This is a genomic window from Collinsella sp. AF05-9 (assembly GCF_003465595.1).
Classification (GTDB): Bacteria; Actinomycetota; Coriobacteriia; order Coriobacteriales; family Coriobacteriaceae; genus Collinsella.
On sequence record NZ_QSBB01000042.1, the window covers coordinates 1 to 14218 of the forward strand.

Sequence of the window (14218 nt, forward strand, 5' to 3'; positions counted from 1 at the left end):
CGATTGGCGAAAATACGTTGGTGAAAATGGTGAAAAATATATTGACGCTAACAGGCGTTGCCCTCTTCGGGGCCCGGTGCGACCTGGGCCTGTAGCCGACCTTGCGCCTGAGCTCCATGTTGGTCATGCCGTCGTAGCCCGCCGAGACCCAGCGGTAGATGGTCGACGGCGACAGGTCCACCGGGCCGCCGTTGCGCGCCGCCATCTGCTCGGGCGACAGCCCCCGGCGCAGGCAGTCCCTTATCGCCTCCAGCCTGGCCGCCGCGGCGGGCTCGTCGGCGTCTATCCCGCGCCTGGACGAGACGAGGACCGAGTCCGCGCACAGCTGCGCGGCGCGGGCGTCGTAGAAGACGTGCGGGCGGCGCTTGCAGCCGATCGCGCGGTACCGCCCGCACCCGTTGCAGCAGCGCGGCCACGCGGCCAGGCGCGTGCATGCCGCAGACAGGTCGGCGGAGGCGTCCACGCGCTCGCCGCGCCTCTCCCTCGGCGCGGTCACGAACCTGTGCGACGCCACCTCCGAGCTCACCGTCGAGGGCGACCTGCCCAGCTCCCTCGCTATCCGCCTGCACGAGGCCCCTCGCTCCAGCATCCTCTGGACCGTGTCCCGCTCGTTGCCTGGTGAGCCTGCCGTAGGCCCTCGGGGCCGACTTCCCGGCCCCCTTCTTCCTCTTTCCGGACATGTAGTCCTCCGATCTCCCGGGGCCGGCCGGCCCGGCCCTCAGGGTATCGGATTCCCACATTCATCCGTACATGTACGGATGAATGTGGGAGGTGTTCGGATGAAGTCGCCAATCAAGGGTTGAGCAGCCTGAGCAGCGGATTTAGCAGCGGATTTATTACTTAGACTCGCCCTGCTCTATAATGTGCTGCATGTTGATTGTTGATAAGGTGGGTCTTTGTGGATATTGATAGTTCGAATGTTGTTTCAAACAATGTGATCGGTTCAAATTCTCAGGTATCCATTACACAGAATATCGTTCATGCGCAAACTAGTGATATAAACCCTATTCCTCATCAGCTACCACTTGCACCTGATCTATTTGATCGAGTCGATATTCGGGATTCCCTCATATACAGTATTAATTCCGGAAAGCGAATATTTCTATTTTATGGTGCTCCAGGAGTCGGCAAAACCTACTGCTTAACCAAATATGCTAATGAGGTTGCTGATTGTTTTTCGGACGGTCATATCTTTGTTGATTTGAATGACTATCGATCCCTTGATGGGTCCCTTAATATCGACGAGCTCTATAAATTTGTCATTCGATCATTAACGATAAATTGCCCTTCCAATCTATCTGATATAAAAAGTCTCTTTAGATCAGTCACGTTTGAGAAGAAAATTCTACTTGTCCTAGACAACGTTTCCGATTCACTTGATATTGATTCCCTAGTTTTAAACTCAGATGAATGCTTAATTTTATCTGCCGGTAATTGTAGAGAAGCCTGCGCATCTTATTTACATAAATTTAAGAGCATTCCAATTAATTCTTTCGATTCGGTAACCTCTGTCTCCTATCTCAGGGATCAGTTGAGGGAATGCGATCATGTCGATTTCGATTCTCTTGAAAACGACCCATTATTCCATCAATTAATCTATGTTTGTGACGGTTTGCCTATTGTTTTGAGCAGGGCTGCGTATTTGATACGAGACAATGTCTATTCGCTTAAAGATATTGTTACAAGCCTATCAAATCCAGAACTAGAGCCTTTGATGGGTGCTTTGGATCTTGAGGTCGCGCATTTTGATGATCCTTCTTCAATTTTATATTCCTTGCTTGGTCGTCTTGGCGGAGGGCCAATTGCACTTTCATCCTTAACTTGCATAAGTAGCATGAAAGGCGCGGTAGCGGCTTTGCAGGGAAAATCGCTCATCAAGCGTTCATCAACAGCTTGGCTGGCATCTTGTTCTTCTCTTGAATCTCGTACTCTAATATCGATGAATCGTCAGATCTCAAATTATGCAAAAACCTATAACCCAAAAGATCGTATCTCTTTTGAAGCTCTTGTTCGGTCAGTTGTCCGGTACTACTGTTCCCTAATCGTCACACTTGATAATGTGCTTACCCCCAATCGGTTAAGAGTGTCTTCTAGCTCTCTGTTTGACTCGGATTTATTTTCCGAGATTAACCAATCAAATGCCGCAGACTATTTTCTTTCAATTCGTTTTGAACTATTTTCTGTCCTGGATTTGGCCTTCGATTTCTCACTATATTCCGAGGTGCTTTCTATAGCCGATTCCTGTTGGACTTTCATCTATGACAACGGGCTCTTCAGCCGAGGTCTTCACGTATATTCGCTCGGGCATCGTGCGGCTGTTAACTTAGATCGTTCTGATGCAGCATCTAGGATGCTTGCCTTACTATCTCGCTGCCAGCTACGGTTAAGCATGTATGAAAAATCATCGGCTTCAATTTCGCTTGCCATTGAGCTCTCAGGTGATTCAACAAATCATACACTTAAAGGCTCTTTGCTGGAATTTAAGGGCCATACATTAAGGGAGGGGATTGCAGACTTTGATTTTGCAATCTCTTGCTACGAGGCAGCAATTTCTGAGTATCTGCTGTGCGATCCCGTAAATTATCGCGGGATCGCTATCGCTAATTTCTCGATTGCGGAGTCTTATTATGCACAAGGCGACTATCGATCGGCCCTTGACAGAGTCCAATCGGAGTTGAGTTCAGCCAACCAACTGGAACCTAATATGCGTTCAAAGATCGAGTTGTTTGGCGCTCATTGTCTATTTAAACTTGGCGAGCTCAAGAATGCTAATTCATTAGCGCGTAGCTGCTTGGAAACTTGCTCGAGTGGCGGATTGAGCGGAGTTGTTGCGGATGCTTATCAGCTTTTAGGGGACATTGAGTTCGATTTGAATAAAAAGGACGAGGCGGTGCGTTTATATTCTATATCCAGTGAGATTTATTCTCAGTTGGGAGATGTCGCTCAATGCAATATCGTTGCAGGCAAAATCCAACTTGTGAGCTCTTAGCCTTTCGTTAGGGAAACAAAGTGGCTATTATTGATTGTCTCTAATATGCATCGCGTCTTATTATGTTTTAGTAAGTACCAAATTGCTCGAGCGGTCAATATGCTATTCGGGCAATCAGTTTGTACCTTAAACAGATTTACTCTATTTAGTATTGCTATCCATTCAGAGTCTTTATTTATACAAACTAGCTTGGTTGTATCGCTTTGTGTGTCCATTATACGGCTTATGAATTTACTCGAAAGGGTATTGTCTATGACTACTATTTCAGGTGGTGCTAAGTTAATTGAAGGCATCTCCTCCTTTTCTATGAGTTGGGTTCTGGGGCCATCGAATACCCAGTTGTAATCCAATGATGAGCTTTTAAATGCTTTTATGTTAAGAATCGCCTCGCCTTTTTGTTGTTTTACCAGCGTTATGGTTCGATAGATTTCATTATCTATCTGGATTGGTCGCGGTCGTTGCGCCAGAGTATTTTCCGGCGCTTTGTTACCAACCTTTATTCCTAGTATCGAATATGCCAAGTGTTGAATCGATTCTAATGAGTGTCCAACGTTTGCAAAAGCTGTTGGCTCCAAGCGATTTGTTTGTAATGGCGCAGCTTCCAAGGCTCTAATTACCTTTAGAGCCTTATAGCTGTTCTTTATAGGTGTTGAATTAATATTTGCATGCTCAACTATGGCAATCCCCTTGGGGATGCTATCTTCGCTCGGTTCGTATCTTAAAACCGGTTTGCCTATTGAGGCACCATAGTTTGTAACTGATCCATAATCGCCAATTACGATATCTGCGGCAATTATCGCTGCCTCCCAGCCCATTTCATGTGGAACGATTTTTAGTCCTGCGTACAGCTCCTTTTTAAACCATGTTTCTATTTGCCATTCGCCATGTGCTGCCCAGATATACGGATGAAGAATCATCGCCACCCTGTATTCCGTATATGGAAGTTCCTTTAGTAAATCTTCTGCAATTGTTCTAATATTTGATAAAAGTGAATTTGGTCCCCAGGTTGAAGTGATTATTACCAGCTTCTGGGTATTGCAATTTAATGCAGCCCTGTATTCTTCTCTATATTTTTCCGAATATAGGATTTTGTCAAAAACGGGATCCCCCACATAAACGGTTTTAATAATTGCTGGTAAGTCGGTTATTTCACCCTTTGAAGTCGGTTCGCAAATATATGTCGGATACTCTCTTGTCTTTAGGCGATTTATAGCTTTTAGGGTGGAGTCGTATGCCCCCGATTTACCTAATGCGGGTCCATGCTGAAATAGCAAAAGTGGGGCGTCAATCTTTTCAAAATCGCCATTTGGACTTGCTGCTATTGCTAGGTCAAATTTTTTGGTCAAAGCAATATCCCATGGCAGCAAAATGCATCCGGCATCTTTCAAATACAAATCGAGCGACCTGTCAACTATTGATTTTGGTTTAGGTATTGTAAAGACGCATTGGATTCTGGTGTCGGCAAATATTGCAGAGCATACTTCTTCAAGTCGACTGAAAATGTAGTCAGCCCTAATGATAAGCAGCACTAGTTTTTCGAATTGTACGGTGTTTCTTTCTGGTGTATTTATGGGGACAAATTTAATATTGCTCGGGGGGGGGTGCTCATTGACGCTGCTTTCGTTACTATCTAACTACCTTTTGCGATATGTTGATGCTTGATCCGCTATTTCCGATAACGATGTTGCTATTCGTGGAGTTAACGTCGATATCGAGCTCGTTATTGGCAAATACGGTGGCCATGCGTTCCCACGCATTTATGAGACGGTCTAATTCCGGATCGCGCGTAAATTCATCCATCTTTTTGATCATTTGATTTGGATCTGATAGTTCGATCAAAACATCTGCTTCAGACACGTCATCGGCAGAGACATATTTTGACGACAAACCGCAAATGAGCCTTTGGGTTAATACCCACAAGCCTGAACCCAGCGCACCTGCCCCGCCTTTTGCCAATCCATTAAAACAAGCTTCGATAAGAGTGGGGAGGTCCATTTCCGCGCCTTTCGTATGTGTCTAGCTTATTTAATTATAGCTTTTAATATAATCAAGTTTGAGATTTCGGTAATTTCTACTGGCAGAGGATTTACTGCCTTACCGAGGTCCTCCGAGTTCTTCACCAGCGCGAAACGGCTTCCTTGATTTCCTCGTCGGTCTACGCTTGAGTGCTTTCGCTCCCGACGAGGTCGCCATACCCCTGTGTGGTCCGCACTACCCGTCGCACCCGGACATCACAGAATTCCGCGAGGCCGCATGTCTGCGAGTCGAATTCGTCGCCCTTTCCCGCGCCGTCTCCCGGAGCCCCGCGTCTATAATCTCCTCAAGGCTATATTGTCTCTTGTTCACCTCAATGGCCCTTCTGACGCCACAGTGTTGATACCACCGGCGTAATGACGGCGGGGAGGCGCGGTGCCCATTTTCCGGTGACCGGAATTGGCCAAAATGGCTTGACTATTAGTAGCCATAATCACTTAGCGTCTACACTCGCAATTTACATGCCACCATCGCCGTTCGAACAAACTCACATGTTTTTGATCCCAAGCCGCAAGTTTGACTGTCTTAAACTCGATTTTGATCCAGCAGGTTACATTCCAGCACCGCAATGTTTCTCGGATGAGGTCGCCAATCAAGGGCCAGGCAAGACGCTTCTCGATGTCTTCGCAATGGTTGTTAAATTCGTCAAGAGAGATTAACATGCCTAGTGAGAATTGCGGCCAATCTCCTGCCGAATATATGAGGTTGCGAGTTCGTTTTTATTCTCGCCGAAACTTCAGTCTTGAAGGCTAGTTTAGGATTTAACCATCGGCTAAAAGGATTGTCAAAGAATGGAAACGCTGAACCTAATCCTTGGGATAGTTGCCTCGGGCGCGTCAATAGTCGCTGCCGTCATATCCCTCTCCGTCAAGTCAGATGTCAAGAAGATGCGAGATTCTTTTCAGGGCAACATCATGAGCGTCTCCGGTACCGGCAACAGCCAAGTCATGGGTTCGGACAACAAGGCGGACGTGCATGCAAATTGGTAGCTCTCGTTCGACCGCGCTTTCTTCGTTTGGGACTGGAACAGGTCAGATCGTGGGCGACAACAACATCCAGAACATTAAGGTGCTGCTTGGCGGCAGGGAGGGGCTCACTCACAGCGTGGTTCATGACCTGCTCGCCCTTGTCTACAATGGACCGCTATGTGCTGAATCAGAACTCTCGCTCGATACCCCCGTTGGCATGAACGAAAAATTACAGTTCAACAACGCAAATAAATACATGAATGTTATACGCAACCATTCAGGCGATTATGCCATGGTTCGTGATGCCATAAGGGAATTCCCAGACAGCGAGAAAATAATCAAAAAGCTCGGCGACTTATTCTATGACGTCGCCGATTACGACGATGGCGGCGAGCTCATTGTCGGTAATGGGGATGCGCAGCTCGACGCTATAAAGGAACGTCTCGTAGACGCTCTCGTGCATGATATGGATTACGATGCCCACACTCATTCGACGGAGGACGTCGAGAGCTTTTGCATTGCGCTTGTGGCATGTGGGGTCTCGCGGTGTATCGTCTTGGTGAAGCCTGAACTGGAAGAAGGCTAGGGAGTTGTGTTACTCATCGACAGGAACAATGACCCAGTGAAGACGGTGTACTATATCGCCGCATTGTCGTACTCGATAATTTCCGTTGCAGGTGAAGTCGAGTCGGCCGATTTATACAGATGGGTTTGCGACTCCGCACGATGTGGTGTGGTCCCCTATGAGTTCTTTCTTATGGCCATCGATTTCTTATTCCTCGTTGCGGGCTTAGAAGCTACAAGTGAAGGGAGGCTCCGTGTTCATAGGATCGGTTAGGCTTCGGAATTCAATGACCGGTTGTGTCATGCGTGAGGTTGTATTTCACAAAGGGGCCAACCTCATCTCCGACACTTTTGAATCAGATAGACACAATAAGGTCGGGAAGACGACATTTCTCAAGCTCATAGACGTACTGCTCGGCGCAAGCGGTAAAGTCGGCCTATACAAGGACGACGAAACGAATAGCGTCAATGAAGAGCTGCGTGACATTATCAATGAGAAGCGTGTTGTGGGCGAGATGACCCTCGTGAACTCGTTTGAAAGGCTCTCAGACCACAACGTCGAGCTCAAGGTAGAGCTGTTCCCGAGAGGTAAGTATTTCTTCGATGGCGAGAAGGTTAGTGCAAAACAATACAGGGAGCTGTTGGGTGAAACCCTATTTGCGGTTAGTTCTAACAAGCCCACGTTCCGTCAGCTCATCAAATCCTTCGTTCGTATTTCCCTAAGCGGAGACGACTATTCATTCCTCAGAACGTTGCCCAGAGCCTCTATCGCCGATTATAGGGCCGTTTATAATTACTTGTTCGACATCTCGGACGCTGAACTTGACGCTAGGTTGGCGGAGCTTAACAGGGAGCTGAACAAGCTCAAGGAGTCTGCCAAGCAGTACAGACGTCTTGCCGGCATCGAGGACGAGGAGCAGCTTACCCAAGTGGGCGTGGCTCTAGACCGCGAGTGCCAACGCGCGGAGTCCAGGCTCAATGACGTGCTTGACGCCGATGAGTTCAAGGCTAACAGGGAGGCGATCGAGGAAGCAAGGAGCCAATATGCCAGACTGTGCTCCGAATTGGCCGAAATCGAGTTCAGGATGGAGCGCAACGCCGAGTCTATCGAGCGTGCTAAGAAGGAAATTGTAAAGCAGGCCGACCTGTCGCTTTCGCGTAGCTTCTACGATGAGGTCTGCTCCCTCATTCCCTCGGTAAACAAGACATTCGAGGACATGGTCGCGTTCAACCGTGCGTTTTGCGAGAACGAGATTGCGTACTTCCAGGAGGTCGGGGCCGAACTTGAGTCGGAGAGGGTGGGCATCCAGGCCAAACTCGCAGCCTTTTCGGTTGAGAACTCACGGTACCTCTCACTCATTGATGGCGATGCGATGAGCGAGTACGAGAATCTTCTCGGAGAGTGCATGCGCCTGCGCCAGGAGATGGGCAGAAACACCGAGGTTCTCAGCACACTACAAGGCTACGACGAGCGCATAAAGACCTTGGAAAGCCAAATTGCAAGTCTCTCCGATGGTGGGGAGGAACGTGAGTCCTCAAACTCGTCCCATCAGGATATGATGAACTCCTTCAATTACTACTTTACACCGATGGCAAATGCCGTTAACGGAGAGAGGCCCATATTGACTTATTCGACCGCTACGGACAAGTTCCCGGTGGCCATTACCGACCTCAATGGATCAAGTACCGGCACACGCAAGTCCCTTTTGGCGGTTTACGACCTTTCGTATCAGGAGTTCGCAATCGCCAACAAAATCGAGGCGCCTCGCTTCGTGGTTCAAGGCGTAGTCGAGAACGTCGAAGGTGAAGACCTGAAGAAAATTGTCGACATTGCAAATAGCATAAACTGCCAGTTCATTGTTGCTGTGCTCAAAGAGAAGCTTGACTCCTCGCAGATACCCCAGAATGCGCAGGATTCCATGTGTATCCTCGAACTGTCAAAGCAGGATAAACTGTTCCAGGGTCCAACGGTCGAGGCGAACGAGCGAGGTCGTGGTCTGGGATGAGTAGTGGAGCACCGGACAAGTTAAAACAGATTACGGACACTACGCACCATGGAAGCATGGGCCGGCAACGCACCACTCGATGCTGGGCGAATGCCCGGATTGCATGTTACTTGGAGTCCTTACGCCGTCGACCCTTTATCCATCCAGGGCGTCATGAAGCGCGTGAAGGCCAAGGGCGTGCCCGTGGTGGTCTACGAGCGCACGCTGGACGCGCCGGAGTTCTTCGGCTCCGAGGTGACCCACGACCTGGAGGCCTTCAAGGCCGGCTGCGACGTGATCGTCGCCAACCGCTGGAGCGACGAGCTCACGGACGTGGCGGACAAGGTGTACACGAAGGATCTGTTTAAGAGGGAATAGGGGAGAGCTGACGGCTGCGGCGACTCTGTCCTTGTGCATAAATCCAATTATTGAAAAGAGGGTGTATCGGCGCAAACCGATACACCCTCTTTTGGTTAAACAAGTCCCATTAGCCTTTGATTACGCTTTTATAGATATACGTACGTTCTCCGGTCCTACTCTTCAATTACCACCTCAGGGAGCCGAATCTGGATTAGGTGTTAAAGCAAATATATATTGGAAGGTAAGACTGATATATTCTCGTCAACGTCTTTAATGAGCAACCTTTGCTCTAGAAGAAGTTTATGCATGAGATTCTTTCCATGGTCTTTATTGTCGAGTGTGCTTCCATACTCATACAGAAGATGCGATATGCGTGAGTACAGATCTTCTCGAATTGCCTGCTCATCAACTGTTTTATCTGACTTGTTTGGATATTTTTTGTATAGAAATACAAGCTTAGTAACTCCACCGTATAGATTGACGGTGTCAAAAATCGATTGGAAGTAGGAATAGTCAGCCCGAGAAAGCGAGTGTCCGAATATCTTGATGAAACGGGTATTGCTGTCGCAGAGTTTTGCAGTTTCGCTTTCGTATGGCACTAATGACATAAGCCTATATGTTTTTGTAAACGGCACCGCCGGATGGTCTTCAGCGACGTCTTTTCCGTCAATGCCAAATATTGTGTCCGTTTTGTCCAGTGAGCCATGAATATTCCGGGCAGCAACAATTCCCAGCTGCTGATCTTCCGATTTTAATGGGGTTGTATAGTTAAAGTTTAAGATAGATGTTTCATAGTTCTTTTGCTGGGCCTTATTAATGCAGGCATTGCGAATGGCTGCATAATACTCCACAGCCTTTTCCCTGTATTTATTGTTATTATCGACTTGTTTTTCTAGATAGCTCGCAAAGATGTGCTCGTAATCTTTTAGTGAGGTTAGAAGGAAATGGGTGAGCTCATCCTGGGAAACGTTTTCCTTACCCAGACAAGTTGAAACGTAATTGTATACGGCGTTATCTGGATGTTCAGAACGATTTGGTTTTGACGGATCAATTGTCCACACCAGTTGCTCATACATGTGGTCCAATCTTGAACCCAAGTCGTCATCATGGAACACATACGCTGAAATAAGGCTTTCTATATTGCACCACAATGGGTCGTTTTCACCGATTTCAGAAAGAATGACATCCCAGACATTTCTTTCGTCCTTAGGGATCGATTCAATTGAGCATGCTGCGTTCATCCTATTGCGATAAAAATCTGAGAACTTTGACTTCAGTCCGCAGGTCAAGTCGAATCCATTTCCAAGAATTATTAGTTGGTGCATTATTTAAATCCTTCAATCGTAGTGAACTCCGTGAATAGCTTCTCAACTATTTACCCGATTACTAAGGTGTTGCTACAACGGTATCCAACTTGCGAGGACACGACATGGGGCGTCATTGAGGAAAGGTTTTGGTAACTTGATATTGTCAATTTCCCTGTGCTGCTAATTTTGGAATCAGCGGTCGGCATATTTGCCTAACGTGAATCTTCCTTTCACCGACTGGCAAAACGATTTACACCTAATTTTGGGGTTCGTTTACAGCTAATTCGTTCGCCACTCGCCTGATCTCGCTACACTAATAACTGCTGCTACCAGGTAGTTTTCTGGCGCAGTTTCCAATGGCTCTTGCGAATATCGGAGCGGTTATGTTTGCCACCGCGTTCCACACTAGCCGACACTACATCCTGTTTACTGCCATGGCCTGCCTATGCGTTTTGCTGGGCGGGCCTTCTTATGCCGCGGGCGCGGACAGCCTGTTCATCGCGGGCGCCACGTACTACGAGCCGGGTGTGTCGGGCCCCGGTTGGGCCTGGACCGATGTCGACCATCTGCATCTTAACGGCTACACGGGCGAGGCCATCGGCGCCGACGGCGAACTGGTGGTGACGCTGACCGGGCAGAACACTGTTGTCGAGACGAGCGCGCCCGACGTGGACATCTCGCGGTGCGGCATGGAGGTGTGGGGCGATCTGACGCTCCGCGGCACCGGGTCGCTGGTGGCCACAGCTCGCAGTGCGGAATCTACGTGTCGGGGACGCTCGCGGTGGACGGCTGCAAGGTTGACGCGCGGGCCGACGGCGCCGGCATCGCGGATGCGCGGGTGGCCGGCGTGATCGCGGACGGTCTTGCCGTTCGCGGCGGTGGGCGCGTTGTCGCCACGGGCGCGGGCTCTGGGGCGGGCGTGCGCGCCTATGGTGTGTGTCTGCTGGGCGGGGCTGCCGGCGGTGGCGCGGCCGGGCAGCTTGCCGTCGATGCGTCCTGGCTGGATGCGTCGGGCGCCGACGGCGGCGTCGCCTGCCTGGGCGGATCGCTTGCATCCGCACGCTTTGTGGCGCCTGCGGGCGGGGCCTTTGGTGCGGGCGGCGTGGTGAATGCCGACGGGTCCGTGGCAGCGCGTGTGACGATCGAGCCCGTGGACGCCACGGCGTCGGCGGGGGAGACCGGTGGGCCCGATGTGCCGGGGGATGGCACGGGCGAGCCTTCTGGTGGCGCCGACCCTGCTGCGGGGTAACTCGGTACGGGACCTGCGACGGATCCTGCGGTGAAACCCGCAATCGCGACAAAGACGACAACCACGACGGCGGTGACCAAGACCGCGGTCGCCTAGGCCTCAAACACCAAGTCCGCAACCGCGACTTCCTCATCACTTCCCAAGACCGCCGACAGCCATTGGATCGCAATATCCCCGGTACTTTTCCTGCTAGGGACGGCACTTCTCAGTGCAGCGCATCGATGCTAATTTGCCTGTACTCAAAATATGTTGTGGACTTGGGCGTTAACCCATTTGTTCTCTACTAAATACGGCGAATCAGAACCCTCAATATCACGCTTGGGCACCGGGGCCTGCACGGACCTCGTTGCCCAAGTTGTTACCAGTGAAAGCTCTCGCTAGCCTCACATGCGTTATCCCCGGCAGGTTGGCGAAAAATAGTGTTGGCGACTTCGTCCATGAACGTATTCGATTGGCCCTGCAACCAAGGCTTTTGCATCGCCTTACAAATCGATGGCCCCATCTTCAATTACGCCCTTAATAGTCTTTGCGACATTAGAGGTCAAGCGCCCAACGGCAAGATCGGGGTTCTGATTGAGCTTTGTCTCGGCGACTAGTGCTATTTCGAAATTTGCAGCAAGGTCACCAATGTGATGGTTGGTTTTCGGATTCATTCCAAGTTCATCACTAGCAAGCTTTTCAATAAACCGACGCCGACTGCCTGGAGCGTGACCATTTTCTTCTATCTCCTGTCTATGCGGCAAAATAGTGGCCTCGAGGGCACCACGCTTATGCAACATCAAGTAAAGCTCAAAACTCGGATATGTCACGGCCACCTCAATCCGTGCAGCTCGAAAGTCGGCTAGCAACGTCGCATATCCATCAGGGTCGTCCTTAAAGACGTCAACGTCGAAAACAACTACAACGCGATCAGTATCTTTTATGAACTCGCCCCCATTAGCCCGACCATTGATAACGGCAACAGCGTGCTCCAATAATTTTCTGGGTGAGGACTGGTTTTTCTCACGCTCAGTTCTTTCAACAGGCTTTAGCTCGATTAGTTCCGGCTTTCCTTCTTTGGCTAGTCGCGTTGCAAGAGAGTCAAAGTACCAGTATTCCGTATTTGCTCCTTCGCCGATAAGAAAACACTTGGATTTTGGCTTTTCGACTTTCCATTCATTTCTGCTAGACCAAGTGTCAAGAGAGTTAAGCGGAGGCATCGGATTCCCCAATCACTCCTAGCGCACTGAGTGCTCTTCCTGTTGATAAAACCGGTATGCCACCATAACGACCCTCTAGATATTGCTTATTAACACGGGCATCGGATCTTGCTCTGTTGTCTGCAAACTTATCGAGTGGGAACAGGACCGAATGACCCTGACCGTTACGCTCGACAAACCAGATTTCATCACGCCTAAAATATTCAAAACTCATGATTGCATTTTCATGAGTTGTGAATACCAGCTGGCAGTCGTCCTGCGCGTGGACACGGTTAAACAGCGAGACAAGCTGCTGGGTAAGCATGGGGTGAAAGCTGCGATTAAGCTCATCAATCAGGAACAGCTTGTCTTTGCTCTTAGTAAATAAGATGTCCATAAAATCGAACAATCGCTTGGTTCCGTCCGACTCTTCTCCAAAATCGAAGTCGAGAACAGAGCCCTCATGGCGTAGTTTAAGCACCGTGGCGTGTGGCTCGGACACACCCTTGCTTTCAATGCTTAGAAACACGTCGTCGCTGCGAAACGTAACAGTCGACTCTGTCTGAGGGCCAGAAGGGATATTTTCACTGACGATACGCTTAATGGAAAGCAGGGCTTCAGCAGGAATATACTTTTCGAGCTCATCCATCCCAATTTCTTGCTTGTGAAGGCTATTGATGCCCGTATCAAAGGAGGCCAGCACCTCGGCGACCTTATCCAAATTGGCACCGTGTCCATAAAACTCAGAAGACATAGGGCTTTGACCCGCACCGATGGGCGAGAAATTGGAGTTGAACCAAGAATAGACATCTGCCAATGACGCTAAAGCAGAGCCGTCTAAATAATTTCTGCCATTTGCCAGCGCCGACAAAAAGAGCTCCGATCCCATGCCTTCGCGTGCACGATGGAGGAAATCGTCGCGATATACACCAAGCCTCGTTTGGTCAACTTCGGATGAGTTTTGCTCGAGACCCTGGCAATCAACGGAATCCGAACCGGTTCTCTCAAATAATTTCTCAGGCTTGTCACCGAGCTCGTAAAGCCATTCTGAAATAACTTTTAGTTGAGTTAAGTTGCAGCTGAACCCATAATCGAACGCGCGTCCATTTATATAGAGCTGAATATCGAAAACCGAGTCCTGATCTTTAAGACCAGCGCCACACTTGCAATACTCAACCTGCGCCCCCTGAGGAAGCGCGCCATTTAAAACAACATGCCTCATAAAGAGAAGCGCGGTAAAAATCGTACTCTTACCGGAAGCGTTACCTCCATAGATAACGGCATTCCTTAAAATGCGCGCGTTATGCGAAGTTGCGCAAATATGATCTTTAAAGCGCTGGATTTTAGAAGTCGAGACCATGTCCAGTGTTATCGGTTCTTCGCCTACAGACCTAAAGTTCTTAAATGAAAATCTGATAAGCATGGCGTCTCCTAGGTGATCAGCTACCTCACATAAACCTGGTAGTTATCAGAAGAATAGTATCTGACGATTTTTTCGTCAAATAGGTTTACGTTCTTTAACGCATTTATTAAGGCTCTGTTAGACCAAGGTTGACATAAAAACGATGTCACCGCGAGGCGGTA

At 49.2% G+C, this 14218-nt stretch carries 13 protein-coding genes and 1 pseudogene; 8 read left to right on the forward strand and 6 right to left on the reverse strand.

Annotated elements, in window-relative coordinates:
* Positions 1–463: pseudogene (locus DWV43_RS09095) on the reverse strand (hypothetical protein); the annotation flags it as partial.
* Between the two features lie 435 nt (positions 464–898).
* On the opposite strand from DWV43_RS09095, the gene DWV43_RS10100 reads away from it, so the two are divergent.
* The gene (locus DWV43_RS10100) at positions 899–2989 is read left to right on the forward strand and encodes a hypothetical protein (RefSeq protein ID WP_147346279.1); all 2091 of its coding nucleotides are present in this window, start codon (positions 899–901) and stop codon (positions 2987–2989) included.
* Here DWV43_RS10100 and DWV43_RS10105 read toward each other — a convergent pair.
* Both DWV43_RS10105 and DWV43_RS09105 read right to left on the reverse strand, forming a co-directional pair.
* Positions 2986–4518 (reverse strand): hypothetical protein, encoded by a 1533-nt coding sequence (locus tag DWV43_RS10105; protein WP_147346280.1) that lies wholly within the window; start codon positions 4516–4518, stop codon positions 2986–2988. The two genes, DWV43_RS10100 and DWV43_RS10105, sit on opposite strands and share 4 nt — an antisense overlap.
* 97 nt (positions 4519–4615) lie before the next feature.
* Positions 4616–4984 (reverse strand): hypothetical protein, encoded by a 369-nt coding sequence (locus DWV43_RS09105; RefSeq protein ID WP_117818218.1) that lies wholly within the window; start codon positions 4982–4984, stop codon positions 4616–4618.
* An 830-nt stretch (positions 4985–5814) separates the two neighbouring features.
* On the opposite strand from DWV43_RS09105, the gene DWV43_RS09110 reads away from it, so the two are divergent.
* Genes DWV43_RS09110 through DWV43_RS09125 form a run of 5 tightly spaced genes read left to right on the forward strand, consistent with a single transcriptional unit; the run spans position 5815 to position 8918 of the window.
* Positions 5815–6012, forward strand: a complete 198-nt coding sequence (locus DWV43_RS09110) for a hypothetical protein (RefSeq protein WP_117818219.1) — start codon at positions 5815–5817, stop codon at positions 6010–6012.
* The gene (locus tag DWV43_RS09115; RefSeq protein WP_233539249.1) at positions 5999–6577 is read left to right on the forward strand and encodes a hypothetical protein; all 579 of its coding nucleotides are present in this window, start codon (positions 5999–6001) and stop codon (positions 6575–6577) included. Before DWV43_RS09110 ends, DWV43_RS09115 begins: the two co-directional genes overlap by 14 nt.
* A gap of 45 nt (positions 6578–6622) precedes the next feature.
* Positions 6623–6829, forward strand: coding sequence for an ABC-three component system middle component 6 (locus tag DWV43_RS10570; protein ID WP_369832343.1), 207 nt, complete (start codon positions 6623–6625; stop codon positions 6827–6829).
* Complete coding sequence (locus DWV43_RS09120; RefSeq protein ID WP_233539250.1) at positions 6810–8561, forward strand: DUF2326 domain-containing protein; 1752 nt, start codon at positions 6810–6812, stop codon at positions 8559–8561. The genes DWV43_RS10570 and DWV43_RS09120 overlap by 20 nt, the downstream gene beginning before the upstream one ends.
* 48 nt (positions 8562–8609) lie before the next feature.
* A complete protein-coding gene (locus DWV43_RS09125) occupies positions 8610–8918 on the forward strand; it encodes a hypothetical protein (protein ID WP_199569429.1) in 309 nt (102 codons plus the stop codon).
* 200 nt (positions 8919–9118) lie between these two features.
* Here DWV43_RS09125 and DWV43_RS09130 read toward each other — a convergent pair whose 3' ends face one another.
* Entirely contained in the window at positions 9119–10225 is a 1107-nt protein-coding gene (locus DWV43_RS09130) for an AbiH family protein (RefSeq protein WP_117818223.1), read from the reverse strand.
* 365 nt (positions 10226–10590) lie between these two features.
* Here DWV43_RS09130 and DWV43_RS09135 point away from each other — a divergent pair, with 365 nt between their 5' ends.
* Both DWV43_RS09135 and DWV43_RS09140 read left to right on the forward strand, forming a co-directional pair.
* Positions 10591–11058: a hypothetical protein gene (locus DWV43_RS09135; RefSeq protein ID WP_117818225.1), complete on the forward strand. Its 468-nt coding sequence runs from the start codon at positions 10591–10593 to the stop codon at positions 11056–11058.
* A complete protein-coding gene (locus tag DWV43_RS09140; RefSeq protein WP_147346281.1) occupies positions 10971–11456 on the forward strand; it encodes a hypothetical protein in 486 nt (161 codons plus the stop codon). The genes DWV43_RS09135 and DWV43_RS09140 overlap by 88 nt, the downstream gene beginning before the upstream one ends.
* A 482-nt stretch (positions 11457–11938) precedes the next feature.
* Here the strand turns inward: DWV43_RS09140 and DWV43_RS09145 are convergent, their stop codons facing one another.
* Both DWV43_RS09145 and DWV43_RS09150 read right to left on the reverse strand, forming a co-directional pair.
* Positions 11939–12655: an RloB domain-containing protein gene (locus DWV43_RS09145; protein WP_117818229.1), complete on the reverse strand. Its 717-nt coding sequence runs from the start codon at positions 12653–12655 to the stop codon at positions 11939–11941.
* Entirely contained in the window at positions 12642–14057 is a 1416-nt protein-coding gene (locus DWV43_RS09150; protein WP_117818231.1) for an ATP/GTP-binding protein, read from the reverse strand. The genes DWV43_RS09145 and DWV43_RS09150 overlap by 14 nt, the downstream gene beginning before the upstream one ends.
* Positions 14058–14218 lie beyond the last annotated feature (161 nt).